Origin of the sequence: Streptomyces sp. NPDC048420, assembly GCF_040651535.1 — a bacterium.
Lineage (GTDB): Bacteria > Actinomycetota > Actinomycetes > Streptomycetales > Streptomycetaceae > Streptomyces.
This window is the reverse complement of the sequence record NZ_JBEZKG010000037.1, coordinates 1-24,484: the sequence shown is the minus strand read 5'-3', so window position 1 is coordinate 24,484 and position 24,484 is coordinate 1. Positions and strand designations below refer to the sequence as shown.

Below are 24,484 nucleotides of genomic sequence, written 5' to 3'. Positions count from 1 at the left end.
GACGCATGCTGGAGATCAGTTCCGTACAGGCCGGTTACGACCGCACCACCGTGCTGCACGGTGTGACGGTCTCGGTCCCGAAGGACGCGGTCGCCACCGTTCTGGGCCACAACGGCGCCGGAAAGAGCACCCTCCTGCGGGTCGCCATGGGCCTGCTCAAGCCGAAGAGCGGCGCGGTCCTGCTGGACGGCGAGGACATCACGCGCCTCGCGCCGCACCAGCGCGTGGCCCGCGGCATGGCGTACGTCCCCCAGGGCCAGCAGTCCTTCCCGCATCTGACCACCGCCGAGAACCTGCAACTCGTCGCCGACGGACGCCCCGACGGCAAGGAGGCGACCGCCGAGGCCCTGGACCTGTTCCCCGTCCTGCGCGAACTGTCCGGACGCCGCGCCGGCCTGCTTTCCGGCGGGCAGCGGCAGCAACTCGCCATCGCCCGCGCCCTGATCACCCGGCCGAGGCTGCTGCTGCTCGACGAACCGACCGAGGGCATCCAGCCGTCCGTCGTCGCCGAGATCGAGGAGACGATCCTCGCGCTGACCCGGCGCGGTGGCCTTTCGGTCCTCCTCGTGGAGCAGCACGTCGGCTTCGCCATGCGGGCCGCGCAGCAGTACTACGTGCTGGAGGCAGGCCGTGTGACCTCCTCGGGTGAAGGCGGCACGGGCGCCGAGCAGACGGTACGGGCCGCGCTCAGCGTGTGAGTCCCAGCCGGGGAACGTGCGGCCCTCGACGGTGAGAACCTGATCCCGTCGAGGGCCGTCCGCGCGTCCGCCGCTGTACCGGGCGAGACTCAGGTGCTGCATCGAGTGCATCGGCCGGAGGCCCGGAGACCAGGAACGAACCCGACGAGTCGGGTCGCAGACCGGTCAGCTCCTCGATGCTCGGGCCGGGCCCGTGTACCGCGTGGGTCGCGCCGACGGCTGTGAGGGTCTTCAAGGTGCGGTAGACCGTGGCGGGATGGATGGCGCCACCGGAGTGCGTCAGTTCCATGTCGCTCGGCTTGGACGTCCTGTGGATCAACCCTGTACAAGTCCCCAATGCCGGGCGGCGGTTACGACGTCGTCGACCTCTGCGCCATCGACCCCAGTTCGGCACAGTCGCTGACGCTGAGCAACTCATGGCCGCGGCCCAGGAGGCCCTGGAGTCCTAGCTCAGACACCAGCCGCAAACTAGCCGGGTGGTCACACGCCCACCGCCGTGGCGGCCTGTTCGTCGTGTTCGCGCAGCATCCGCATGACGGTGGCGGGCGAGGGGTGCTGGCCCTTCTTCGCGCCCGTGGTGATGACGAGCCGCTTGGCGATGTCGCGCAGGCTCATCTCTTGGTCGCGTAGGTGGAGGGCCATGGACAGCATGGACTTGTCGGTGACGCCCGTGCCGCCGATGGTCTTGCCGCGCTTCCGCGCGCTCTCGTGGCCTTCGAGAGTGCGGTCGCGGATGTACTCGCGCTCCATGCCGGACATGGCCGCGAGCACGGTGAACACGATGCCGGAGGGGTCGTGTGAGCCCTTCAGTTCTCCGGTGAGGAACTCCAGGCCGACATCGCTCGCCTTGAGTTCCTCAGCGAGCATGGCGAGTTCGATGCCGCGGCCGAGGCGTTTGTGGTCGTGGACGACGAGGGTGACGGCGACGCCGGAGGAGCGGATCTCCCTGGCGAGCTTCACGGCGGCCTCCAGCTCGGGGCGCCGGGTGGCGCGGGTGGAGATCTTCTCCGAGAAGACGCGCGTCACTCCGGCCTCGGCGAGGGAGTCGAGTTGTGCGTTGAGGGACTGCCGGGCGGTCGAGGCGCGGGCGTAGCCGAGGCGGACGTGTCCGACCGGCTTGGTGCCGGCGCGCATGGGCCGGGGCAGTTCGGTCCACACGGACCCCGGTTTGCGTACGGCGGGGGTCGGCACGCTCAGGGCCTTGGCGAGTTGGGGTACGAGGCGGAAGCGGGCGGTGTGGTACTGGATGGCCACCTTGTTCTTGCCGGTCCGGCATGGGGAGCCCGCGGGGGCGGCGCAGGTGGACATCGGGCAGTCGTGCGATTCCACGCATTTGAAGTCGTCGCTCACGACCCCAGACTGTTTCATGAGGGCGTTTCAGGCGTCCAGTCGTTTGCAACAACTCATGAAACATGATCCCCGCAGGTGAACTGCCGGGCGGCCGGGTGTTTCATGAGCGACCACCTATGAAACACCAACGGCGCAACAACGCCAGTTCTTGTCATGCCCGGCTCGCCGTCGGGGGCCTGAGGGTGCCCGGGCTGCGAGTCAGGGATCCTTCCGTGTTGGGCGCTACGCGGCAGTGCGCACGGCGTAGTCGGCGAGGGAGGGCGCAAGTAGGCCGAAGACCTCGTCAGTTGCTGCGCTCAAGGTGGCTGCGATCTGCCGGTTCGTGCGGCCTGCGGCGGCGAGGTCGAGAGCGTGGTGGAAAAGGGTGCGGTGGGCCGTGGCCAGGAGAGCGGCAGCCGCCCGGGGGGCGAGGGCTCCTGCGGGTGTCGCGGTCTCGGCGGTCAGCGCCGCAGCGAGGGCGTCCTCGCGCTGTTCGTGGAGTTCGCGCAGGCGGGCGCCGAGGGTGGGGCTGCCGGTGACCATCCGGGCGAAGTCCGAGCCGCAGAAGCCGGCGAGGGCGTCATGGCGCGCGACGGCTGCCAGGTACTCGCGGTACAGGCCGGCCAGCGCGGACTCGCCCTCGCGGCGGGAGCCGAGTGCGGCGGCGAGGCTGCCGCGGAAGGTCTCGTGGAAGTCGAGGGCGAGGTCCTCCTTGCGCGGGAAGTAGTTGGTGACGGTCATCTTGGCCACCTGCGCGGCGGTGGCGATCTCGGCGATGGTCACCGCCTCGAAGCCGTGCTCCAGGAACAGCCGCGTCGCGGCGTCGGAGATGGCCTGGCGGGTCTGCTGCCTCTTCAGTTCTCGCAGTCCAGCGGTCATGCACGCCATCCTAGCGTAGGTCGGACATAAAAATGCGTTTGACTCTTTGATGGGTCGCACCTAATTTTATGTCGGTCCGATAAAAGCAAGTGGAAGGGAACCGAGTGAACCTGCGCATCACCCCGGCCGAGTCGGCCGCCGTCCGCGACCGGCTGGCCCGACTGGCCGACGGCATCCCGGATCTGCCCGCCGATGCCGACCTCGCCCCCGCGCTGCCCGCCACCGGCGGGGTGCCTGGCCGGTGGACCAACGCCTCCGGCCAAGCCCCTGCCGAGACCGGCGTCGTCCTCTACGTCCACGGCGGCGGCTTCACCGGCACAGAACCCCGCGCGGAACGAGCGTTCGCATACCGGCTGTCGCAGGCAACGGGCCGCCCGGTGTTCGGCGTGGCCTACCGGCTCGCCCCGGCACACCCGTATCCGGCGGCGCTGCAGGACGTGGCCGCCGTGCACCGCAGCGTGATCGAGCAGGGTGTGCCTGCCGGCCGCATCGTGCACGTCGGCGAGTCGGCCGGCGCCACCCTGGTGCTGTCCGCCCTGCTGGCACTGAAGGCGGCCGGGGACACGCTGCCGGCCACCGCGGTCGTGGTCTCCCCGCTCGCCGATCTCACTCTCTCCAGCCCCTCCCTGACGGCAGACCGGGGCCGCGACACCATCAGCAAGGCGGCACTGGAGACGGCGTGCACCCAGTACCTGGCCGGGGCGCGGCCCGACGCCGCGCCGCAGTCCCCGCTCCACGGCGACTTGTCGGGCCTGCCCGACCTGCTGGTGGTCGCTGGCGGAGCCGAAGTGCTCGCGGACGACGCGCGTCGGCTGGCCGCCGCCGCGACCGCGGCCGGGACCCCCGCGCGCCTTGACCTGTACGAGGACCTCCCGCACGTCTTCCACCTGGCCCTGCTGGCCGGCGCCCCGACCGCCGCCACTGACACCTTCCTGCGCCGCCTGGCGCAGTGGACCCACGAGAGGACCGCATGAACCTGCGCGTCACCCCAGAAGAACCCCTGCGCCTGATGAGTGTGCACGCCCACCCCGACGACGAGTCGAGCAAGGGCGCGGCGACGCTGGCCAAGTACGCCGCCGAGGGCGCCGACGTCCTCGTCGTGACCTGCACCGGCGGCGAGCGCGGCACCGTCCTCAACCCCGCGATGGACCGGCCCGAGGTGCGCGCCGACCTGCCGCGGATACGCCGTGCGGAGATGGCCGCCGCCCGCGACATCCTCGGCATCCGTCAGCACTTCCTGGGCTTCGCCGACTCCGGGCTGCCTACGGACGGCGAGCCGCTGCCGGACGGCTGCTTCGCCGCGACTGCGCTGGAGGAGTCGACCGCGCCGCTGGTGGCGCTGATCCGTGACTTCCGTCCCCATGTGCTGATCACCTACGACGAGACGGGGGGCTATCCGCACCCCGACCACATCCGTACGCACCAGATCACCGCCGCTGCCTTCGAGGCGGCGAGTGACCCCGGCCGCTTCCCCGGGGCCGGGCCCGTCTGGCAGCCGCTCAAGCTCTACTATCACGGCGCCCTGTCCAGGGCCTGGTTCCAGGCCCTCCACGACGGCATGACCGCCCGCGGCATTGCCTCCGGAATGGAAGCGGTGCTCGCCGAGTTCGGCCCGGAATCCGCCGAGGAGCCGAAGTTCACCACCCAGATCCGGTGCGCCGAGCACTTCCCCACGCGGGACAGGGCGCTGCTGGCGCACGCCACCCAGATCGACCCGAACGCCGGGTTCATGCTCCACGACCGCGCCGTGGAGCGTGAGGTATGGCCCACCGAGGACTACCACCTGGCCCGCTCCCACGTCCCGGTCACCCTCCCCGAGGACGACCTGTTCGCCGGGATACGCGCCGAGCGGCCCACGGTGCTGGTCTCCGGCGGCGGGGTGGCCGGATCGACGGTGGCGTACTGGCTGTCGCAGCACGGGTACGCCTCCACGGTCGTCGAACGCGCCCCCGCGCTGCGCAGCGGCGGACAGGCGGTCGACTTCCGCGGCCCGGCCCTGACCGTGCTGGAACGGATGGGCGTACTCGACCGGGTGAAGGAGCGCGACACCGGTATCGGCGACTGCACAGTGGTGGACTCCGCCGGCGAACCGTACGCCGTGATACCGGCCGTGCTATACGCCGGCGAGTTGGAGGTGCTCATCGACGAGTTGATCGAGATCCTGCACGACCGCGCCGCGGAGGCCGGGGTCACCTACCGTTTCGGCGACTCCGCCACGGCGCTGGCGCAGGACGACAACGGGGTGCACGTCACCTTCGAGCACGCCCCTCCGGAACGCTTCGACCTGGTGATCGGCGCCGACGGGGCGCATTCGGCAGTCCGACGACTGGCCTTCGGCCCCGAGGAAGCCTTCGCGCACTATCTGGGCTGCTACTACGCCTACTGGGAGGCCGATAACCACCTTGGGCTCGACGCCGAGGGCATGGCCACCGGCGACGGCGAGACGGCGGCGCTGAGCGTGTTCACCGTCAAGGACAACAGGTAGGCCCGGGTGGGGCTGCTGTTCAAGGCCGATCAGCGGCTGCCCGTCGACCGGAACGACCGAAAGGCGCAGACGAAGATCCTCAAGGCCCGCGCCGCACACCTGGGCTGGCAGGCCCCGGCCCTGCTGGCCGAGCTGGACAGAACCGCCGATCTCTACTTCGACGCCATGGTCCAGATCCGCATGGACGCCTGGTCCACCGGCCGCGTCGTACTACTCGGAGACGCCGGATACTGCGCCGCCCCGACCTCGGGCCGCGGCACCTCCCAGGCCCTGGTCGGCTCCTACGTCCTGGCCGAGCAACTGGCCGCGGCCGACGGCGACCACTCCACCGCCTTCGCCGCCTACGAACACGCCATGCGCCCCTATGTCGAACACAACCAGGCCATCGGCGTCCAGGGCAGCCAACACGTCTTCGCCCGCCCGACCCAGGAGATGTTCGACGCCATGGCAGCCCAGACCCACGCCCCCCAAACCGATCCCGGGCTGGAACCGCTCCTGCCGACCTGATGACCACGGCCAGCCCAGGTGGGGAAGCGACCGAAGACTCGGCAGCGTCTCGCACGTCCTTCATCACATATCTCGACGCGATTGGTCGGCGACGACCACCGGTACACGTGGGCGTGGTACGACGGCGGCCGGCCCCAGATCGAGGCGCTTGTCCATGTCCAGGCGGAAGGTGCCGTACGGGTTGACGTTTGACCAGAACAGCGCGGTCAGGCCGCGCCGGTCCTCGTCACTGAGCCTCGATGCCCAGGCCGTTTCGGCCAGGACCTGCTGCACCAACAGGGTGTTGACGTGCACGAGCGCGGACTGGAGCAGGTGCAGGGCGAGCATCGACGTCTCGGCGTGCTCCTTGTCGGGGCCGGTCAGGGCGCCGTCCTTGCCGTAGTGGAGCACGGTGTTCGCGCTGTTCCAATTCTCCACGACCTGGAGCCCACCGTGGATCTCGCGGCGCAGGCCGGGACTGGCCAGGTAGTCGCAGGCAAAGATCGTGCGCACGGCCCGGCCCAGTTCTTCGAGTGCCTGGTAGGTGGGGTGCTTGGGGCCACCCCGGGTGAAGCGCCGCAGCACCTGCTCCGCCTCCGCCGTTCCAAGCCGGAGCGCGGTCGCGTACTTGACCATCTGGTCGTATTGCTGCTCGATCAGCTCCCAGCGGATCGGCCTCGTCAGCGAGGCGCCGAGGGCGGGCCAGCCGGGCGGGGCGTCGTCGGGCCGGTATAGACGGATGCTGCCAATGTTCTTCAGCCGGGGCAGCAGGCGGAAGTTGAGCAGTTCGGTGAAGGCGAACCCGACGACGCTCGCGCCGTGCGTGTCGACGTAGTTCGACTCGATCTCGGCGTCCGTGCAGTGCCGCAACAGGCCCTCGATCATCGCCGCGACCTCGGACGACGAACAGCTCTTGAGCTGAGAGTAGATACAGACGTTCTTCCGCTCGACGTGCCAGTAGATCATCACGCCGTTGCCGCCGTAGCGGGCGTGGTACTCGGTCATGAAGTTCGAGGACCAGGACCCGAACTTCTTCGAGTCCGAGGCGCACGCGGTGCCGCGGCCCCACCATGCGGTGTCGCGGGCGGCGAAGGTGGCGTTCACCAGCCTGGTGACGGCGGCCCGGAGGTTGTCGACAGTGATGAAGTGCCGGCGCACGTGCCGCAATGCGGCCTCGGTCTCGCCGTGCTCGCCGGTCGCCACGATCGCCCGGATGCCCATATTGGTGCCCAGAGCGAAGAGGGCCAGCAGCAGGCGGCGCTGGAGGACGGCACGCTCGATGCGCTCGTAGGCGGCCACCGAGGAGAACTCCTCGGTGAAGCCGGTGAGGAAGTCGGCGTTCTTCAGCACGTCCAGGAGGTCCAGGACGCCCCAGCGGCGTGCGACCTCCTCCTTGAGGGCCGCCAGGCCGGTGGGCTCGGCCAGCGGCTCCAGCTTCGGAACGGTGATCCATGGCTCGCCCTTGCGGGTGGTGACCTTGACCCCGCCCGCGCTGCCGTCCGCAAGCGAGGCGGAGAACCGGTCCAGGCCCGCGGTCATGCGCTTCTTCAGATCCGCGATGAACGCCCTCGGGTTCAGCGGCTGCCGGATCGCGGCGTAGTGCACGGCGCGGGTGGCCTCGAAGTCGCCGGGCAGGTCATCCTCCGGATTGCGCCAGCGCGCGGCGCCCTCGACGTAGATTTCGCGGCGCCGTACGGCGTCCCGCAGCGCGACCAGAACGCACAGCTCGTACGGGATGCGCTCGACCTTGCCCTTGTCGTCGACGACGTCCTCGCGCCAGTCCTTGCGCACCACGCCGTCCATCGGCACCACGTCCGTGGCGTCGTAGAAGCGGGTCTTGCCGTCGACGTCGGCGTACTTCTTCAGTAGCTTCATCGCGTCCATCACCGGCCGGTAGGCGGTGTTGTTGCACCTGAAGCCCAGCGTGTTCAGCAGCGGAGGCAGCATCTGCCGGTAGTAGGAGCTGTAGGAGGAGCGAAGGGTGGTGCGGACCTTGGCCTTGAAGACCTTTTCGTTCGCCTTCGCCTCGGCAACCAGCTCGCGGAGCGTCTTCTCCCCGACCACCGGGAACAGGGCCCGGCGTACGACCTCGTCGGGCTTGTCGACGGCGGCTGTGGCCAGCTTGAAGAGGATGCCCTCCTTACCGCGGACCTTCTTCAATTCGGCGGTGAGCTGCTTCTCCACCCGCCGCTCGGGGCGTTGATCTTGTGGACCCTAGCGACCAGCAAGTCGACCAGGGCGTCGGTGATCTCCGCCTGCCGGGACGAGCACAGCGCCGCGAGCAGCGTGATCCGTACGTCTTCGCTCGTGTCGCGGAAGTCCGAGGGGTACATCTTGATCGCCCGTGCCCGCCAGACAGCCACCAGCTTCTCCGAGCAGTCCGTGAACAGCCCATCGGGCAGCCCGAGCTTGCGCACGTCGTTGAGCTTGGTGATCTCGGTAAGCAGGGAGTCCAGGCCGACCGCGCCCGGGTCGCGCTTGAGCGCGGCCAGCAGAGCGGTACCCGCCTCGTTGTCCTCGGACACCAAAGACAGCAGCCGAGCCGTGCCCGCCTCCCCCAGGCGGCCGATCGTGCGGGCGCAGAACGTCTTCTCCCACTTGCCCCGCGCTGCGACCAGGACCTTCTCGACGCGGGTACGGCCCGGCGGCTCGATCTTCCGGGCCCGGCACTCGACCAGCAGGGCCTCGCGCTGCCGGTCCTCCACCAGCTCGACCGGACAGACCTCCACGGCCAGCCACTCGGCCAACGCCTTCTCATCCGCGACCGTCGAGGGCCGGAATCCCAGGGCCTCACGGATCTGCTTGCGGTGGTACTCGGCGGTCCGGCCGACCAGCGTGTACTTCGCGAAGTCGGTGGCCGGGACCTTCACCAGATCGGCGACGTAGTCCACCGCGGCCGGTGGGACCTCTTCCAGGACATCGGGGAACCGGCCTTCCAGCTCGAAGAACTTCAGCAAGAGGCCGAAGCCGAGCCGCGTTGTCCCGCTCTTGTTCGCGACCAGGTCCCAGTCGCCGTCTACCAGCGTCCAGTTCGCCAACAGCTCCTCTGGCGACCACTCTTGCCGCACGCCCGCCCCTTTGGCCTCGATCACTCGATCAGACCAACGACAACACCCAGGTCAGGGAAACGGGGCTCGTCCGGCTACCCAAGACCTACTTTGCGGCTGGTGTCTGAGCTAGGACGCCGGGGCCCAGGAGCAGGGGATCGCGTCATCCCCGGCATCGTGCCCAACCGGCCGCGCCGGCCGCTGGCCCCGGCCACATATGTTGACGGGCGAGGCGGACCCGGAGCACCTTGACCAGGTCACTCACCCGGACACCACCGCAGGACTTGTTTTCGCGGGTGACAGGCTCTCGCATGGCAGTACGCTTCTGGTTCACGCGTAGCAAGGTGGACTGAGGTGGCCATGCACCGAAGGACTGTGCTCATCGGCGTGTTAGCAGGGGTTGGGCTTGTGTGCGCTTCCGCCCTCTCGACGGCTCAGTCGGATGTGAACGAAGGAGAAGGGCGGGGTGGTCAGTTCACAGTGACTGACCGTAATGGGAACACGCCCACAGCAAGTCCCCCTCTCACAGCGCGACAACGTGAGCAGAGAAAGCAAGTGGAGACGCGCGAACAGGCCCGGAAGCGGATCGACTACGTAAATCGCCTCCGGCGAGAGGATTCATCCCCCGACTGAGAACATGGCCAGGACGAAAGATTTCCAAGTGAGTGGCTGCCCTTTCTGCTTGATCGGCTAAGGCCCGATGGTCACGGACCTGGTCGCGTACCGCCGAAGAACGTTTCGTCCGGCCGACAGAGACCATGCCGAACAACGCCATACCTGGCCAGGCGCTTCACCACCTGACGCGCAGTGGGCGCGGATCGAGCCAGACCGACGGCCGACCCGCTCACTGTCAGGCTGGGCTCTGCGGTGAAGTCCGCGTCGGTCGTGGCAGGTCTGGTCCGCGGTCCCATGGTTGCGGTCCCGCGGGGAGCGCAAGGCTCTGACCGGCATGCCAGTAGGCGTTTCTTCCATCGAACTGACTGTCGGATGCAGCTCGGTGACATCGGATATCTTGTGGAGGAGAGTTCCTGATCACGGCGGCGGGCTCCGCTGTGAAACCGCTGGGGGGAAACACCGTGGATGACCTGACCAGTTCAGCGCCCCGTCTACTGCGATGGATCGGCCGAGGGATCGCTGGCGCCCTCGAATTCATCGACCTGCGAGACGGACTCCGCGGATCCGGGCGGACCAAGCGACGTCGTGAGCGTCGAACCCAGTGAGGTGAGTGCTGTTTCGTCGTTTCGCAGCCGATAGGGCTGCGTTGTTCGTCGAAGGGCATCTTGTGCTGGAGGCAGTGGTACAGCTGTCGGATCATGCAATTGAACAGGTTGCACTGGGCGGCCGTGAGCGTACTCACGGACGCCGCGAACTTCCGCACTCCGCTCCGCCCCCGGTCGACGGATACGCCAAGGAACGAGCGACGGAGCATCGCAGGCCCCGGACACCGGCGTTGACCGCGGTCAGTCGCAGTGAGCCTGCGGCTCGTGGCGCAGATCGGTCGTCGCGGCGTCCCAGTCGATCTCACTGCGTTCGTCGTCGGCGGGCACCAGTTCGTGCGTGTGCGCCAGCCACTCCGCCAGGGGCAGCAAGGGCAGCTCGTTCGATATTGCACCGGTGGTCATCGGTCACTCGGTCGGCGGCCTGATCGCCCAGCACCTCATCGGCGCCGACATCGGCCAGGCGGCGGTGGCGATCGCTCCCGCCACGGTCAACGACATCGCGTCGCCCGCCCCGCCGTCCGGACTGCGGCTGCCCTACGGGGCCGACGGCGGCGATCCCTCGGCGCCCGATCCTCTGGTGTCTTTGTCGCCGGAGCAGTTCCACCGCTACTTCGCGAACAGGGTCACTGCGGAGGAGTCGGCCCGACTCTTCGAACGCTATGTGGTGCCCACACCCCGACGACTGCTCGCCGACCTCGGATGCACGGACTCGGCGCGCGGTCCACGTGCCGCGGTGGACGTCGACAACGCGGCCCGCGGCCCGCTGCTGCTGATCTCGGGACAGGAGGACCTGCTGGTGCCCGACGCCGCGACACGCGCGGCCTACAAGCAGTACAGCGACGCTCGCCGTGACCGATCTCAAGCAGTTCGCGGACCGCGCGCACTCACTGGTCATCGACAACGGATGCAGTTGCGTCGCGGACTACGTGCTCGGCTGGCTCGACGAAAACGGCCTGCGGGCCCACCGCTTGTAGTGACCGCCAACACGGAGCCCGTACGGGAGACGGGTGCATGCGCTCGCCGATCTCCTTGTTGGTCAGGCCGCTCGCGGCGAGGTTGGCGATGCGACGCTCCTGCCAGGTGAGCTCGGCGAGCTGGGTGGTCGCACGGGTGCCGAGCCCCGAGACGCGGAGTTCGGCCTGGGCACGCTCCGCCCAGGTGGCCGCGCCGAGGCGTTGGAAGGTCTGGGCCGAGAGGGTGAGCGTTCGTGCACCCCCGCGCCACGCAGGACAACGTCACCCCAAGCGTCCTGGTAGATGCGCGAGTGTGCGGGCACCGCGTCGCCCAGGCTGTCCAGCAGCTCGTGGACCCGCTGCCACCACGCCTCGTCACTGCCGTAGGAACTGGCCGCGCCCCTGCCGGCCGCCGTGTGCGACCCGGACTTCCCCGGAGCGACCGCACAGCCGACCCCAGGCGGCTTCACCCTGTGCGGCTCTGGGGCCTTCCCCCGCACGAGGAGATGGGGCACGTCATCGCGTCGAAGGCACGCCCAGGACGAGCGGGGTCGAGATCGTGGTCTGCCTCGCTGACCCGTATGTTCCCGCCGACTTCGCCACTTCTACGGCGGGTGAGCCACCGCGGGCCGGCGACGCGGCGTTCCTCCGTACGGCGGTCACCGCCCTGGCCGCGGGCACTGCCCGCCGTATCACCGACGTACTGGCCGCCCCGCATGCAGGTGGGGCGGCCAGTGCCCCCAAGCCGTCGCGGCCGCCGAGCTCGCCGCCGTCCTGCACGACGAGCGGCTCAGCCTGACCGCGGCCCTGTACGACGCCCCGTCCGTCCGGCACTGTCTGCCCTCCGCCACCGGGCAGCCGCTCGCCGCGCATGTCCCACCAGCCGGTCAAGCCGTCCAGTATGTGGTCGCCGCGGCGCACGAACACGCGGTGACGGCAGACTGGAGCAGCGCCCGCCGCCCCCCTGGTGAGCCTGATCGAAGACGGTTCACCGATACTTCAGCAGGCGCGCTACACGACGGAGGTCCTGCCGCCGAGCGACAGGACCTCCTTGAGGAAGGCTGAACACGGTGACGACCGCCGCATATCAGGGTGAACCCGGCTCCAACTCGGCGACCGCCGCGCGCGCCCTCTTCCCCGAGGCCCGCGAACTGCCCTGCACCAGCTTCGAGCAGGCCCTTGACGCCGTGACGCTCGGCGCCGCCGACATCGCCGTCATCCCGGTCGACAACTCCGCGGCAGGCCGCGTCGCCGACGTACACCATCTGCTGCCCGAGTCGGGGCTGTTCATCGTCGCCGAGTACTTCCTCGCCATCCGCTTCGACCTGATGGGCGTGCCCGGCGCGACCCTGGACCAGGTGGAGTGCGTACGCAGCCATGTGCACGCCCTCGGACAGTGCCGCAAGATCCTGCGGGAGGGCGGCTGGCGCACCCTCGTCAGTGACGACACCGCGGGAGCCGCCCGCGAGGTGGCCGAACTCGGCGACCCGCGGCATGCCGCGCTCGCCCCGCCCGCCGCGGCCGAGCTGTACGGCCTGGATGTGCTGCGTGCCGAGGTCGAGGACGACCCGGACAACACCACTCGCTTCGTCGTCCTGTCCCGGGACGCGGCCTTCGCCCCGCACACCGGGGAGCCGACGATGACGAGCCTGTTCTTCTGCGTCCGCAATATCCCCAGCGCGCTCTACAAGGCACTCGGCGGCTTCGCCAGCAGCGGTGTGAACCTCACCAAGATCGAGAGCTACCAGATGGGCGCGGGCCTCAACCCCAGCCGCTTCTACGTCGAGATCGAGGGACACCCCGACGACGAGCGCGTCGCTCTCGCCCTGCACGAGCTGCGCTTCTTCTCCACCGAGGTGCGCATCCTGGGCGTCTACCCCGCGCACCCGCACCGCGCCAGGAGCTGACAAGGGACGGGTTCCCCGTCGTCGTCGCCGTGGGCGTCGGGGAACCCCTCACCGGGACGACGTAGCCGACCGCGCCGAAGGTTCATACCCAACACACATGTGTGTGGCCATCGACACTTGCCGAGCAACATGGCCTGATCGGGCGCAAGCCGCGACGACCTCCTTAAGGCGTGAGCATGACTCACTACCGCAAGGTTCTCGTCCTCCACTTCGGTGGTGTGCTGACAACACCCCTGCTGCCCGCCGCGCTCACCTTCGAGCGACGCGCGGGACTCGCCGAGGGAACCCTGCTCACCAGCCTCTACACCTCGGCATCCCGCCGGACAACCTGATGGGCCGCATCTTCGCCGACCTTCGCCCCGAGCCTCGCCGTCTGCGCCAGGACGTTTCCTCCGGATCAGTAACGGGACTGCAGGCAGCTGGCGAGCCCATGCCCGGTTGGGATGGGAGCCGCACGTTGTTCGAGCGAGGCGTACGATGCCTGCCGTGGATGCCTCACACGACAACTTGCGGTGCGGGCTCTGTGGGCAGGTTATGGATGCCCAGCACGAGCAGAACCACGAGGAACCGGTGGTCAGCGCCGGCAGGAGCATGGAGTACGTAGTTGTCGAACTGCGTGGAGCAACTGCTCATTGTCAAGCCGTCGATGACCCGTCTCGAATGTTCAAGACCGGGGCCGACGTGCTGGCGGAGCAATTGGGGATTGCCCAGCCCAATCTTCTTGGCTGCCACTACACGTGCTGGGAGACGCCTGGGGAATACGGTGTCTTCCGGCGTGCCTTCGAACTGGTCTGACCTGTGACAGTGCGCCGGACCGTTTCGATCTCCTCGGGTCCCCGGCGCAGGCGCAGGCGCCGACGCGGCGTGCGTCTGGGGCAGGTGCGGGGACGGCTGGAGCGGTCATGCAGCCCCGGCTGGCCCTCGGCCCGGAAGCGGTTGGCCCAGATGAGCACATTGCACACCAACAGACATCTGCCGTGCAAGATCAGCCGGGCATGAGCGTGGGTCACCAGGGCAATCTCCGCTACGCCCGGAGGCACCTCCATGAACAACAACCGGTGGCAGGCGTGTCACCAACCTCCCGGTCGAGTACCCCCTAGCGCGGCATCGCACCGAAGACCGCCCACTGCGGGGAGCCGCACGGCTCCGGCCTGGGCCGCGTGCGGTGGGTCGCCGAGTGGGCTGTCGCCTGTGTCGAGGGGAGACGCCTTGAAGCGCTCCGCCGCCGGCAACGAACAGCCCCGACTCCGCAGTGTCCACATGCCCGGTACCGTGCCGACACCCCCGGTAGCGGAACGAGCTGAGCGGCGGCGGAACCTCCTCGTGCCTCCGCCGCCGCTTCGCGCCGACGGCCCCGCCTGGACCTCAGACGTCCCTGGGGCCGTCGGTGTGTCAGGCGGCTCCGAGCCCGTTCAGCAGGGTGTCGACGACCACGTCGGCGGCCTGCCCGGGGTTCAGCTCGGGCAGCTGTCGGGACACCAGGTGCATCAGCTGCGGCAGCAGCGCGCTCGCCCACCCCTCGGGGAGACCGGTGCGCAGCAGGCCCTCGTCGGCGGCGCGCTGCAGGAAGGCATCGACCTCGTGGACGGAGGCGTCGCGGCGGGCGTGGACGCTGTCGTCGGCGAGCATGCGGGCGAGGTCGACGGGCCAGGTCCGGTTGACGGCGATGATGTTCTCGACGTAGCGGTGCAGGGCGACGGCGACGGGTGCCTCGCGCAGCCGCGCGTCCTCGATGGCGTGCTCGATGGCCGTGAGGCGGGCCTCGTAGATGGCCGCGAGGAGATCCTCGCGGGAGGCGAAACGCCGGTAGACGGTACGCCGGTCGACACCTGCCTCGGCGGCGATGCTCGCGATGCTGGCGCCGGGATCGGCGGCGAGCATACGTGCCCCGGTGGCCAGGACGGCTTCCAGATTGCGTGCTGCGTCGGCTCTCACCGGCCCGAGTCTAGTGCCGGAATGTGCTGCCTGAGACGGCTAGCACCTCTCTCGAGTAGAACATCAGCCTGTAAGCGCTACGGTAACGTGACAAATAAATAGGGTTAAGGCATTCTTATGATGCATGTCTAGAGAGGCCCCTTCCATGTCGAAGGCATCCGAATCCTCATCACCCAAGGCAGGCGGCGTCGTCGCCGCGATGTCTCCACCGCGTTGCCCCGTATAGCGCAGGACCTGAACGGGTTCGACGACATTGCATGGGTCAGCGCCGCCTACTTGCTCGCCTCGACCGCGGTCACCCCGCTGTGGGGCAAGCTCGGCGGCATGTTCGGCCGCAAGCGGCTGTACCTGGCCTCGACCTCGATCTTCCTGATCGCCTCAGTGGCCTGCGGCCTGGCCCAGAACCTGCCCGAGCTGATCGGTGCCCGCGTCGTCCAGGGCGTCGGAGGCGGCGGCATGATCGTGCTGACCTCTGCCTTTGTCGGCGACATCGTCGCCCCGAGCGAGCGCGGCCGCTACCAGGGCATGTTCGGATCGGTCTACGGCGTCGCCAGCATCGTCGGCCCCCTGCTGGGCGGCGTCTTCACCGACCAGCTCTCCTGGCGGTGGGCGTTCCTGATCAACCTGCCCGTCGGCATCGTCGCCCTGACCATCGCCGCCCGCGCCCTGCCCGCGGTCACCCGGGGCGCGAAGGCCCGTATATCGATTACCTCGGCGCCACCGTCCTGGCCGCCATCGCCACGGGCCTCGTCCTCGTCACCTCCTTCGGCGAGCGCTGGGGCTGGGGCTCACTGGCGATCGTCGGCCTGATCGTCGCCACCGTCGCGCTTGCCGTACTACTGGTGCCCGTCGAGCGTCGTGCCGCCGCCCCGGTCCTGCCGCCGGCCATGCTCGGTTCGCGGACCGTGGTGTTCTCCTCGCTGATCGGCTTCTTCGCCAACGCCGCGATGTTCGCCGTACTGGTCTACCTGCCGACCTACCTGCAGATCGTCCAGGGTGTCTCGGCCACCCTGTCCGGCATCTACATGCTGCCGCGCGTCGCCGGTCTGGTCATCAGTCAGTCCGAGCGAAGGTCTGTACGTGTTCACGTGCTGTGCCCCGCCGCGGCGGGCTTGGCGGGTCGGCATCGCGTGCCGACCACCACGACGCGAGCGGAAAACCAGGGGCCGTCCGGTACCGACGACAACCCCCTCGACGACGCCGTCACCGCCGTATTGGCTGCCGTCGGTGACGCGGTCATGCAGCTGGAGCGATAGGAGTGCGGCTGGACGTCTAGAACGCCGCCTTCGACAATGTGTGGCGCGGTTGGTAGACGCCGCTGTGGGCATGCAGGCGAGGGTCCGACGCACGACCGACCGCGCCTGGGTCAGCTCACCGGGGTCGAGCGCCTGTGGGCCGTTCGGCGCGAGGGCCACCGGGTCTCCCGGGTTCGGCCGATACGTTCGGCCCGAAGCGGGCACGGAGGAGCCGGCGAGTACGGTCGCACGCTCGTCCGGGAAGAGATACGTGTTCGTCTGGATCGCGGAGTGGAGTCAGTAGGCGCCGACAACCTGCCCGTCCAGCCAGGCGGTTGAGGTCTCTCGCCCGTCCCGCGAGGCGGTGTGTCGCGCGCGGTGGGTGGCGATGAACGGGTTCCGCAGGACCCTCAGGGATCTCGCGGCCGACTGGGTCCCCCGTGCACCGGGACCGGCCGCCGAGCGGGCGAGGGGGTCAGCGGGCCGCCGCGGCCGACGCGGACTTCTTGCGGGCGCGGTACGCGGCGGCCTTGATCTTGTTGCCGCAGGACTCCATACCGCACCACTGGCGCCGCATGCCCCGGGAGCGGTCGATGTAGACCCGGGTGCACTCGGGGTTGCCGCACTCCTTCATCAGGGGTAGGTCAGGGCCGCTGAGCAGTTCCACCGCCTGTCGGGCGACGGTCGCCAGTGCCTGCTCGGGCGTCGCCTCGGTGAGCCGCCCGGTCAGGGTGAGCTGCGGTGTCACGGGGGTCTTGCGCGCGGCGGCGTTGACCGCCTCGAGCGCCTCCGCGTCGAACTTTTCGCCGAGGCGCCGGTCGGTCACGAGCCGGTAGATGGCCTCGCGTACGGCCGTGGCCTCCTGGACGTCGTCCTCCCCGCCCGGCGTGATGGTGTCCACCAGGCCGGACTCCAGGTACCAGGCGTTCAGCCGCTCCGGCGTCACGAACACCTCGAACCGGGTCGAACGACGGGCCCGGAGAGTGGCCGCGAAGTCGAGCGCCGGGTGGCCGCATACGAAGACATGGTCAAGATTCACATCACCATCTTGACAGGTGACTCATGTCGAGGGCAAGAAGCGTTACCGTTCCAGCCGGTGCTCCCGGCCCTGCCGGCGTCGACGCAGCCAGCGGTCATGGCTGGCCACGACGATCGCGCCCGGACCAGGACCCAGCGCGGCCTCCATTCGTCGCACAGGGTGGGGGAGAGGTGGTTGGTTGGCTCGTCGAGCAGGAGCAGTTGGGGCGGACGGGCCACCAGGAGGGCCAGGGCCAGCCGCCTGCGTCGTAGCCGACGCCCCCCCAGCTCTTGAGGTCGAGGTGGAACTGGGCGGGGTGGATGGGCCCGAGGTCGCGCAGGCGGGCGTACCGGGCGGGGCGTTGGTCTTGAAGCGGCGCCGATGACCACCCGGCCGTCCTGCAGCTCCGGGTGCTCCTGGTGCGGGCAGCGCTCCCGAAGGCTTACGACGCGTCTCTTCCCTTGCGGCGGTTGGGTCGTCGCCATGGGAACGAGTGGGGTTCCGGTCGGCACGTCACCTCTCTGGAAGGTGACGCAAGGAAGGCAAGTCATCCCTCCGTGGGTCCGACGGCGGTCACTCGGGGGCCGCTCCCGGCCCGTCGAGCAGTTCCCGGAGGAAGCCGTCCCGGTCCAGACCGTCCATCTCGGCCTTGGCCGGGGTGCTCCGATAGGTCGCGTCGAGCCACTCCGCCAACGGCGCGATGGGCACCTCGAACAGGGCGCTCAACTCCTCCGACTCGAACAACAGCCAGGACGAGGGCCGCTCCCCGGGCGCCATCGGTCACATCCGTACGTCTCCGGAGCCGCACGTCGCCGTCAGACCGCGGTGGAGCAGCTCACGGCCGAGGCGCCAGACGAGCGCCGGTCCTCGTTCCGACATGAACTCGACCGTGATCACTGCCGGTAGATCCGGGTCGAAACGGAAGATCGCGGGGGTCGGCTGCCGGGTGAACTCGTCCAGCGTCCGGTCGAGATCCAGGCGAAGCGAGGGCGCGAGCTCGGGCGCCTAGTGCGCCCGCAGAGGTGACTGATCACGATGCAGGACAGGAGTTCCCCCTCGATGGGACGAAGTGTGTGTTCACCACTCTTCGCCGGACGCGGTGGGCGCACATCGGTCAGTTGACCCTATGGCGTTCGTGGGCATACGGCGGACCCCTTGTTGAACGCGTTCAAAAAAGCGAGCTACGCTGATGCCGAGCGAAGCCGAGGGGGTTCGATGAAGGTAGTGCTGCCCGGGGGAACCGGACAGGTGGGCACGATTCTCGACCGTGCACTGACGGCGGCCGGCCACGAGGTGACGGTAGTGACACGACGTCCCGTGCGGGCGCACGACATCGGATGGGACGGGGCCACGCTCGGCCGCTGGGCCGCGGCGATCGACGGCTGCGATGTCGTGATCAACCTGGCCGGGCGCAGCGTGTCCTGCCGTTACACCGCCGAAAACCTGCAAGCCATGATGGACTCCCGGGTGGATTCGGCGCGGGTGGTCGGCGAGGCGATCGCCGCCGCCGCGCGGCCACCGCGCGTCTGGCTGCAGATGAGTACGGCGACGGTCTACTCCCACCGCTTCGACGCGGCACATGACGAGGCGACCGGGGTAATCGGAGGCTCGGAGGCCGGGGTGCCGGACTACTGGGCGTACAGCGTCGAGATCGCGAAGAACTGGGAGCGGGCGCAGGCCGAGGCGCCGACTCCCGCCACCCGCAAGGTGGCGTTGCGCTCGGCGATGGTCATGAGCCCGGACCCGGGCGGTGTGTTCGACGTACTGTCGCGACTGGTGCGACTCGGGCTTGGCGGTCCGGTGGCCGGCGGCGCGCAGTACGTCTCGTGGATCCATGACGAGGACTTCGTGCGAGCGGTGGAGTTCCTGATCGCCCGGGACGACCTCAAGGGGCCGGTGAACCTTGCCGCGCCCGGCCCCCTTCCGCACCGTGACTTCATGCGGGCCTTGCGCACGGCCTGGGGTGCCCCGGTGGGGCTGCCGGCGACGCGCTGGATGGCCGAGTTGGGAGCGTTCGCGCTGCGCTCGGACACGGAGCTGCTGCTCAAGAGCCGTCGAGTGGTGCCGGGTCGGCTGCGTGCCGCCGGGTTCGCCTTCACGTATTCCGAGTGGGAGAGGGCCGCTACGGCTCTCGTGCAGCGGGCCAGGAGCCGGTCTCAGTAGTCGGCGACCGCCCCACGGCCAGGCGTTCTACGACTTCCGCTCCGAGCACTGGTTCCACTTGCGCACCACGAACCCGATTCAGTCGGCTTCGTCACCGTACGGCTGCGGACCAGAATCACCCGGGGCGCCGGCAGCGTGGTCGCCGCCCTGGCCATGGTCTTCAAGCTCGTCGAGCCCGTCCAGCAGCGGTGGCGGGCGCGGGCTCCAGCGCGGACCAGGGTGACGAGATGGGGCGCGCTCACGTTCGAGTGCGGCCGCCGCGTCGGACGCTCCGAGAGCCACGTGGCCTGGAAGGACCGCAACTGATCCACAGGTCATGGCTCCTGCCCCCTCAGCCCGGCAGCGGGTCGGCGCGTCGGGCCGATGAGTTCGCCGGTTGCCTGAAGTCTTCCTTGTGACAAGCCCTGCCAGGCGGGTCAGGAAGCGCCGGATGCCGGTGTCATGGAGGAGAGATGGAGATCAGGATGAACAATCCGATTCGGCTGTACATGTCGATGTCGCTCGACGGCTATATCGCCGGCCCGGACGACCGGCCGGGGCAGGAGCTCGGACGCGACGGCGGGCGCCTCTTCAACTGGCTCGACGACCGGGAGTCCGACGGTCCGAGCGGCCAGGTCTACCGCGAAGCGACGGCGACCGGGGCAGTGATCTCCGGCCGTCGGACCTTCGAACTCGCCGGACGCTGGCAGGGCGACCACCACGACGGCGTACCGATCTTCGTCCTCACCCACCAGGTGGATGACGGGGACGTGCCACCCGGACACGCGCGTTTCGTCACCGATGTCGAGGACTGCGCCCGTCAGGCTCGCGCAGCCGCAGAGGACCGGCCGGTCATGGTCCATGGGGCGGGGGCGGCCCAAGCACTTCTGCGAGCCGGGCAGTTGGACGAGATGGAGATCCACCTGGTTCCGGTCCTCCTGGGGGAGGGCCGACGGCTGTTCGACCACCTGGGTAGCGATCACATCGAGCTCGACCTCGTCCGACGGCTCGAGGACCGAGACGTCACGCACCTCCGCTACCGGGTGCATCCACCCGAGGAGGCCGCGTGAAAACGCTCTTCGCCGCCTACCGAGTCACGGACCTGGACCGCTCGCTTGGTTTTTACACCGCCCTGGGCTACGCCGAACTGGGCAGGGTCGAGGCCGGCGCCGGGGCTCGCCTTGTGATCCTCAAGTTCCCCGACGAACCGGCGGCCTCGCTCGAACTGGTCCACCGCCCCGGCGACGGACCGGTCGACGTGGGCAGCGGGTTCGACCACCTCGCGATCCAGGTGGAAACGCTCGCCACCGCCCTCGAGACACTGACCGAAGCCGGTCTGGGACCCGAACCCATCCAGTACCCGGGCGGCCCTGACGGCCCGAAGACGTCTTGGCTCACGGACCCGGATGGTTACCGGATCGAATTGGTGGAGTGGCCGTCCGGACATCCCGACGGCATCACCGCAGCAGACTTCTCCTGAAGCGATCACAGCCTGGTGAGCGACGAAGCTCCCCCCCCGATACGCGAGTTCTCGGTGTGAGGCCGGGCGGCCAGAGCCCGCGTGTGCAGACCGTACGCATGAACCTACCGGTGGGACGGCCCACTTGGCGTGCGGTGGCCGAGCGCCTTGTGCCGGCCCACTGCTCGCGGGCCGGCTGGCCCGGCACCTGCGCAGACTTCACGACCGCCATGAGCCATACGGCCCAGACGCCGGGGACGGTCAGCTTCGCCCGATGAGGACGATCACTCGTGAGCATCCTCTGCCCGGCCAACGGCGGCCGGCCGAGTGGCTGTACCGGCACGCAGCCGGCTGCGCCGTCCAGGTCAGCGGATCACGAACGTCATCGCGCTGCGGGCGGGCAACGTGACGGTGAAGGATCCGTTCGACACCCCGGTCGTGCCCTGCGACGCGACGGTCCTGGTCGCGTCGGTCAGCCACGACGCGACGCTGGAACCGGCACCGTTCGCCAGGGTGAACTGCTGACTCACCGCGGCGGCCGCCTTGTTGACGGCGACCACGACCGTGGAGCCGCCGCCCCGGTACGCCGAGACGTACACGTTCGTCGCCGGATTCGCCGTCGCTCCGATCCGGACGTACCCGGGTCGGACGAACCTGGCGAAGTGCGCCATGGCGGCACCGCGCTTACTGATCTTGCCGTCCTCACGCATCGGACCGTAGCTGCGCCTGATGTACCACCAGATGTAGGCCTGGAACTCGGCGTCCACCATCGCCCGATGGATGTGCTCGCCCACGTCGAGCGCCTGCGGCCAGAGATCCGCAGAATCCGAGCTGTTGGGGTAGTAGACCTCCGTCATCCAGAGCTCCTTGCCCGCGCCCTTCTGCTTGAAGAGGGGGTACGGGAAATTCGCGAACGGCGTGCCGTAGAGGTGGGACCCGATGATGTCCACGTTGCTGAGCGCCACCGGGTCGTTGAGGATCGGGTCCGACATGTTCTTCAGGTACTGGAAGGACTCCGGTGCGATGACCCTGGTGCTGATCGAGCCGGCGTTCTCCCGCAGGAACCGAACCATTTCGGCGGGGGTCCACCATGTCCAGTCCTGCGCGTAGTCGGGCTCGTTCTGCACCGAAATGCCGTACAGGTTCGCTCCGTTGTTCCGCATGTGCGTGGTGAAGTCGTTGAGGTGCTGGGCGTAGGCCCCGTACATGTCGTACCTGAGACGTCGCGCGTTCGTCTGACTGCCGTGGACGAAGGTCTCGACCATGGCGGCGGGTGGATTCCACGGTGACGCGATGACCGCCACCCCGAGTTCGCCCGCGCGCTTGGCGGTCGCCAGGTCACGGCTCCAGTTCGCCCGGTCCTCGGGCACGGGGATTCTCAGCAGGGAGAATCCCAGCTGTCCGTCCGCGGTTCCGAACGCCGCGTCCCGCTGGGCCGCGGTGAGGTCGCCGATCCAGGCCGCGTGGCTCATTCCGCCGAAGCCGCGGATCGTCTGCCGGGTGGCCGAGGGGTCGATGACCGCGGTGGCGGCAGCCGTCACGGCCCCGGTGTCAGAGGCTCTGGCCACCGACGCCGTCGAGGCGAGGACGGGCAGGGACCCCATCGTCGCCAGGACCACCCTCCGGCTCGGCGATCTGCGGTCCCTGCTCTCGGTGTCGTTCCGACGCTGGGTCATGTCTCCTCCTCCTTGCTGCGGGCCTTCTTCCGCACAGACCCATGGGAGCGCTCCCATAGGCAGAGATGACTCACGCTTGCCTTTTCGACGGAACATGTCGCCCCGGTCACCGCTCAGCGGTACGGCAGGACACCAACGTTGTTCGAGATAGTGAACGGCGTCCAAGTGGCGGACCTGACGAAAGTTAACGATGCCACTCACCGCGGTCAAGCCCTTCGACGGTCCTGGCCGAACCCGGTGCGGGTGAGCCTGGCCGACGTCCCTTCGGTGCGGTGGCAGAGCGGCTGACTCCGGCACGAGAAGTTGGCGCGGAGCAGGGTGAGGGGTAGCCAGGGAGACCGAGAGGAACCACGTGGACGCGAGTCGCGACGCGAAGACATCGACGGCGACCACGTCCTGCGGCTCCCGATCGTCGCCACCCGAACCCACTGCGTAAAACTCGGATCAACACATCGGCTGCGGGACAAGGCCTCGACAAGGCGAGCGCGGCCGGCCTCCGTCGAGACCAGAATGCCGGCCGCACTCCTCTCCACTCGGCGCGACCACGCCCACCCGGCCCCGCGGTCAGCGTGTCCAGTACCGGATGTTGCGGAAGCGGGCCTCCTGCGCCCTGAGCCGTGGTTGTAGACGCCGTTCTTGAAATAGCGGGTGGCCGGACCCTGGTCGGCGACCGTAAGGACCAGGGAGTCGTCGAGGTAGACCTTGACTGTGCCGGCGCCGCTGGTCGCCTGGTGGGCGATCTTGACGTTGAACCAGCTGTCGTACGCCCCCGTCCTGAGCACTGTGCCGTCGTAGCGGCGCACGGTGCCGCCGCCCGTGTCGTAGACGTTGAGCATGATGTCGGTGGCCGGTGTGCCCGAGGGGTGGACGCCGCGCAGGATCTGTACGAAGGAGGCGCTGTCCGTGCCGGAGGGGAGGTAGATGTCGGCGTCCCATATGCGGTCGCCGGTCGTGTAATAGGACTCCGTTAGGTCTGTCTCGATCTTGGCCTTGAGTGTGACCCGCTGGGCAGGGGTTGGTGGCAGGTGGTGCAGATGCCGGTCCAGCACCTCAGGGTGTTCTGGAGGGCGTCGAGGACTTGGTAGAGGGTGAGACCGGTCCGGGCGCTTTTGGGGCCAGGCGCTGTTCGGTGAGGAAGGCGTGGGCGGCGGTCACGAGGGTGACGTGGTGGTGCCAGCCAGGCCAGGAACGCCCTTCGAAGTGGTCCAGGCCCAGGCCGTGTTTGAGTTCGCGGTAGTCGTGCTCGATGCGCCAGCGGACCTTGGCCAGACGGACCAGGTCGGCGATCGGGGTGTCGGCCGGCAGGTTGGACAGCCAGTAATCGGTCGGGGCTTCTGCGTCGGCGGGCCATTCGATCAGCAGCCAGCAGTCGGGCAGAACACCGTCCCACCAGCCCTGTTCGGACGAGGCGGCGGCTTTGATGGGGCGCTCGACTGCTTTGCCGGCCGGGCGCACGCGCACGGCGGCGAAGCGGGAGCGTAACTCGCCTCGCGAGCCATGCCGCCAGGTGAGCGGGGTGAATGCTTGCGGCCCGAGGCCGGCGGCCAGGGCTGCCACCGACGGTGCGGCCTGCCGGTAGCGGGGCTGGGGCCAGCAGCCGATGGCCCCCTTGCGGGCCGGAGCGACGGGCTTCGTCTCGAAGGGGTGGGCGCTCACATCCGACCGGACGGCCAGGACGTAGGCAAGCCCGCGCTCGGACAGTGCGGTCCGCAGGTGTGCGTTGGTGCCGTAGGCGGCGTCGGCCACCACGACCGGAGGCTTCATGCCCCAGCCGGCGAGCGTGTCGAGCATGTCCAGGGCGAGGCGCCACTTCTCGCGGTGCGTGACGTCCGCCGGGATGCGGGCGAGGCCCCGGCGAGCGGTGTCCGACGCCCATTCCTGGGGCAGGAACAGCCGCCATTGCAGCGGGCAGGACGCGGTATCGGTCGCGGCGTGGACGCTGACCGCGACCTGGCAGTTGGCCCGTTTTCCCAAGGCCCCGCAGTACTGCGGAGCCACCCCGGCCGACATCCGGC

General features: G+C 69.0%; 26 protein-coding genes and 6 pseudogenes. 16 read left to right on the top strand and 16 right to left on the bottom strand.

Annotated features, from left to right (window positions below):
* The first annotated feature begins 5 nt into the window (after positions 1-5).
* Positions 6-698, top strand: a complete 693-nt coding sequence (gene urtE / locus AB0D34_RS42195; RefSeq protein WP_362672225.1) for an urea ABC transporter ATP-binding subunit UrtE — start codon at positions 6-8, stop codon at positions 696-698.
* A 480-nt stretch (positions 699-1,178) separates the two neighbouring features.
* Here urtE and AB0D34_RS42190 read toward each other — a convergent pair whose 3' ends face one another.
* A complete protein-coding gene (locus AB0D34_RS42190) occupies positions 1,179-2,048 on the bottom strand; it encodes a recombinase family protein (RefSeq protein WP_362672223.1) in 870 nt (289 codons plus the stop codon).
* Between the two features lie 222 nt (positions 2,049-2,270).
* Positions 2,271-2,906, bottom strand: coding sequence for a TetR family transcriptional regulator (locus AB0D34_RS42185; protein WP_362672220.1), 636 nt, complete (start codon positions 2,904-2,906; stop codon positions 2,271-2,273).
* A gap of 104 nt (positions 2,907-3,010) precedes the next feature.
* Between AB0D34_RS42185 and AB0D34_RS42180 the strand changes: the two genes are divergently transcribed.
* The 4 genes and pseudogenes from AB0D34_RS42180 to AB0D34_RS42165 all read left to right on the top strand — a co-directional run bounded on the left by AB0D34_RS42180 (position 3,011) and on the right by AB0D34_RS42165 (position 5,898).
* On the top strand, positions 3,011-3,880 hold the full coding sequence (locus AB0D34_RS42180) for an alpha/beta hydrolase (RefSeq protein WP_362672218.1): 870 nt from the start codon (positions 3,011-3,013) through the stop codon (positions 3,878-3,880).
* Positions 3,877-4,749 (top strand): annotated as a pseudogene (mca, locus tag AB0D34_RS42175) (mycothiol conjugate amidase Mca); the annotation flags it as partial. The gene AB0D34_RS42180 and the pseudogene mca, both read left to right, overlap by 4 nt.
* A 15-nt stretch (positions 4,750-4,764) precedes the next feature.
* Complete coding sequence (locus tag AB0D34_RS42170; protein WP_362672309.1) at positions 4,765-5,391, top strand: FAD-dependent monooxygenase; 627 nt, start codon at positions 4,765-4,767, stop codon at positions 5,389-5,391.
* 6 nt (positions 5,392-5,397) lie between these two features.
* A complete protein-coding gene (locus AB0D34_RS42165; protein ID WP_362672216.1) occupies positions 5,398-5,898 on the top strand; it encodes a hypothetical protein in 501 nt (166 codons plus the stop codon).
* Positions 5,899-5,961: 63 nt separating this feature from the next.
* On the opposite strand, the gene AB0D34_RS42160 is transcribed toward AB0D34_RS42165, so the two are convergent.
* The 3 genes from AB0D34_RS42160 to AB0D34_RS42150 all read right to left on the bottom strand — a co-directional run bounded on the left by AB0D34_RS42160 (position 5,962) and on the right by AB0D34_RS42150 (position 10,546).
* Positions 5,962-8,061: a Tn3 family transposase gene (locus tag AB0D34_RS42160; RefSeq protein WP_362672214.1), complete on the bottom strand. Its 2,100-nt coding sequence runs from the start codon at positions 8,059-8,061 to the stop codon at positions 5,962-5,964.
* Entirely contained in the window at positions 8,034-8,945 is a 912-nt protein-coding gene (locus AB0D34_RS42155) for a DUF4158 domain-containing protein (RefSeq protein WP_362672212.1), read from the bottom strand. Before AB0D34_RS42155 ends, AB0D34_RS42160 begins: the two co-directional genes overlap by 28 nt.
* Positions 8,946-10,384: 1,439 nt before the next feature.
* Positions 10,385-10,546 (bottom strand): hypothetical protein, encoded by a 162-nt coding sequence (locus AB0D34_RS42150; RefSeq protein WP_362672209.1) that lies wholly within the window; start codon positions 10,544-10,546, stop codon positions 10,385-10,387.
* 446 nt (positions 10,547-10,992) lie between these two features.
* Here AB0D34_RS42150 and AB0D34_RS42145 point away from each other — a divergent pair, with 446 nt between their 5' ends.
* Positions 10,993-11,118, top strand: a complete 126-nt coding sequence (locus AB0D34_RS42145; RefSeq protein WP_362672207.1) for a hypothetical protein — start codon at positions 10,993-10,995, stop codon at positions 11,116-11,118.
* 24 nt (positions 11,119-11,142) lie between these two features.
* Here the strand turns inward: AB0D34_RS42145 and AB0D34_RS42140 are convergent.
* Positions 11,143-11,346, bottom strand: a pseudogene (locus tag AB0D34_RS42140) (hypothetical protein); the annotation flags it as partial.
* A gap of 267 nt (positions 11,347-11,613) precedes the next feature.
* A complete protein-coding gene (locus tag AB0D34_RS42135; RefSeq protein ID WP_362672205.1) occupies positions 11,614-12,024 on the bottom strand; it encodes a hypothetical protein in 411 nt (136 codons plus the stop codon).
* A 143-nt stretch (positions 12,025-12,167) separates the two neighbouring features.
* Between AB0D34_RS42135 and AB0D34_RS42130 the strand changes: the two genes are divergently transcribed.
* The 3 genes from AB0D34_RS42130 to AB0D34_RS42120 all read left to right on the top strand — a co-directional run bounded on the left by AB0D34_RS42130 (position 12,168) and on the right by AB0D34_RS42120 (position 13,799).
* Positions 12,168-13,004 carry a prephenate dehydratase gene (locus tag AB0D34_RS42130; RefSeq protein ID WP_362672203.1) on the top strand — a complete coding sequence of 279 codons (837 nt, stop codon included), beginning with the start codon at positions 12,168-12,170 and terminating at the stop codon, positions 13,002-13,004.
* A 176-nt stretch (positions 13,005-13,180) separates the two neighbouring features.
* Positions 13,181-13,336, top strand: a complete 156-nt coding sequence (locus AB0D34_RS42125; protein ID WP_362672201.1) for a hypothetical protein — start codon at positions 13,181-13,183, stop codon at positions 13,334-13,336.
* 154 nt (positions 13,337-13,490) lie between these two features.
* A complete protein-coding gene (locus AB0D34_RS42120) occupies positions 13,491-13,799 on the top strand; it encodes a hypothetical protein (protein ID WP_362672199.1) in 309 nt (102 codons plus the stop codon).
* A gap of 65 nt (positions 13,800-13,864) precedes the next feature.
* Here the strand turns inward: AB0D34_RS42120 and AB0D34_RS42115 are convergent.
* Positions 13,865-14,014 (bottom strand): annotated as a pseudogene (locus AB0D34_RS42115) (leucine zipper domain-containing protein); the annotation flags it as partial.
* Positions 14,015-14,104: 90 nt separating this feature from the next.
* Here AB0D34_RS42115 and AB0D34_RS42110 point away from each other — a divergent pair.
* Positions 14,105-14,212 (top strand): annotated as a pseudogene (locus tag AB0D34_RS42110) (IS5/IS1182 family transposase); the annotation flags it as partial.
* Positions 14,213-14,396: 184 nt separating this feature from the next.
* Here the strand turns inward: AB0D34_RS42110 and AB0D34_RS42105 are convergent.
* Complete coding sequence (locus AB0D34_RS42105) at positions 14,397-14,885, bottom strand: TetR/AcrR family transcriptional regulator (RefSeq protein ID WP_362672306.1); 489 nt, start codon at positions 14,883-14,885, stop codon at positions 14,397-14,399.
* Positions 14,886-15,152: 267 nt separating this feature from the next.
* On the opposite strand from AB0D34_RS42105, the gene AB0D34_RS42100 reads away from it, so the two are divergent.
* Together AB0D34_RS42100 and AB0D34_RS42095 are read left to right on the top strand one after the other, a co-directional pair.
* Positions 15,153-15,749 carry an MFS transporter gene (locus tag AB0D34_RS42100; RefSeq protein WP_362672196.1) on the top strand — a complete coding sequence of 199 codons (597 nt, stop codon included), beginning with the start codon at positions 15,153-15,155 and terminating at the stop codon, positions 15,747-15,749.
* A gap of 32 nt (positions 15,750-15,781) precedes the next feature.
* Positions 15,782-16,195 carry a hypothetical protein gene (locus AB0D34_RS42095; protein ID WP_362672194.1) on the top strand — a complete coding sequence of 138 codons (414 nt, stop codon included), beginning with the start codon at positions 15,782-15,784 and terminating at the stop codon, positions 16,193-16,195.
* Between the two features lie 454 nt (positions 16,196-16,649).
* On the opposite strand, the gene AB0D34_RS42090 is transcribed toward AB0D34_RS42095, so the two are convergent.
* From AB0D34_RS42090 to AB0D34_RS42075, 4 genes and pseudogenes are all read right to left on the bottom strand, one after another.
* A complete protein-coding gene (locus AB0D34_RS42090) occupies positions 16,650-17,213 on the bottom strand; it encodes a CGNR zinc finger domain-containing protein (protein WP_362672192.1) in 564 nt (187 codons plus the stop codon).
* A gap of 42 nt (positions 17,214-17,255) precedes the next feature.
* Positions 17,256-17,461 (bottom strand): annotated as a pseudogene (locus tag AB0D34_RS42085) (ABC transporter ATP-binding protein); the annotation flags it as partial.
* Between the two features lie 304 nt (positions 17,462-17,765).
* Complete coding sequence (locus AB0D34_RS42080) at positions 17,766-17,969, bottom strand: hypothetical protein (protein WP_362672190.1); 204 nt, start codon at positions 17,967-17,969, stop codon at positions 17,766-17,768.
* A gap of 3 nt (positions 17,970-17,972) precedes the next feature.
* On the bottom strand, positions 17,973-18,071 hold the full coding sequence (locus AB0D34_RS42075; RefSeq protein WP_362672188.1) for an SsgA family sporulation/cell division regulator: 99 nt from the start codon (positions 18,069-18,071) through the stop codon (positions 17,973-17,975).
* A gap of 336 nt (positions 18,072-18,407) precedes the next feature.
* On the opposite strand from AB0D34_RS42075, the gene AB0D34_RS42070 reads away from it, so the two are divergent.
* The 4 genes and pseudogenes from AB0D34_RS42070 to AB0D34_RS42055 all read left to right on the top strand — a co-directional run bounded on the left by AB0D34_RS42070 (position 18,408) and on the right by AB0D34_RS42055 (position 20,814).
* Positions 18,408-19,355, top strand: a complete 948-nt coding sequence (locus tag AB0D34_RS42070) for a TIGR01777 family oxidoreductase (RefSeq protein ID WP_362672186.1) — start codon at positions 18,408-18,410, stop codon at positions 19,353-19,355.
* 22 nt (positions 19,356-19,377) lie between these two features.
* Positions 19,378-19,661: pseudogene (locus AB0D34_RS42065) on the top strand (IS256 family transposase); the annotation flags it as partial.
* Between the two features lie 158 nt (positions 19,662-19,819).
* Positions 19,820-20,404, top strand: a complete 585-nt coding sequence (locus tag AB0D34_RS42060; RefSeq protein ID WP_362672184.1) for a dihydrofolate reductase family protein — start codon at positions 19,820-19,822, stop codon at positions 20,402-20,404.
* A complete protein-coding gene (locus AB0D34_RS42055) occupies positions 20,401-20,814 on the top strand; it encodes a VOC family protein (protein ID WP_362672181.1) in 414 nt (137 codons plus the stop codon). The genes AB0D34_RS42060 and AB0D34_RS42055 overlap by 4 nt, the downstream gene beginning before the upstream one ends.
* Before the next feature lie 344 nt (positions 20,815-21,158).
* Here the strand turns inward: AB0D34_RS42055 and AB0D34_RS42050 are convergent, their stop codons facing one another.
* From AB0D34_RS42050 to AB0D34_RS42040, 3 genes are all read right to left on the bottom strand, one after another.
* Positions 21,159-22,469, bottom strand: a complete 1,311-nt coding sequence (locus AB0D34_RS42050) for a glycoside hydrolase family 30 beta sandwich domain-containing protein (RefSeq protein ID WP_362672179.1) — start codon at positions 22,467-22,469, stop codon at positions 21,159-21,161.
* 206 nt (positions 22,470-22,675) lie between these two features.
* The gene (locus tag AB0D34_RS42045; RefSeq protein ID WP_362672177.1) at positions 22,676-23,518 is read right to left on the bottom strand and encodes a hypothetical protein; all 843 of its coding nucleotides are present in this window, start codon (positions 23,516-23,518) and stop codon (positions 22,676-22,678) included.
* Between the two features lies 1 nt (position 23,519).
* Positions 23,520-24,484: IS701 family transposase (locus tag AB0D34_RS42040; RefSeq protein WP_362672175.1), on the bottom strand; the 965-nt coding region annotated here is incomplete at its 5' end.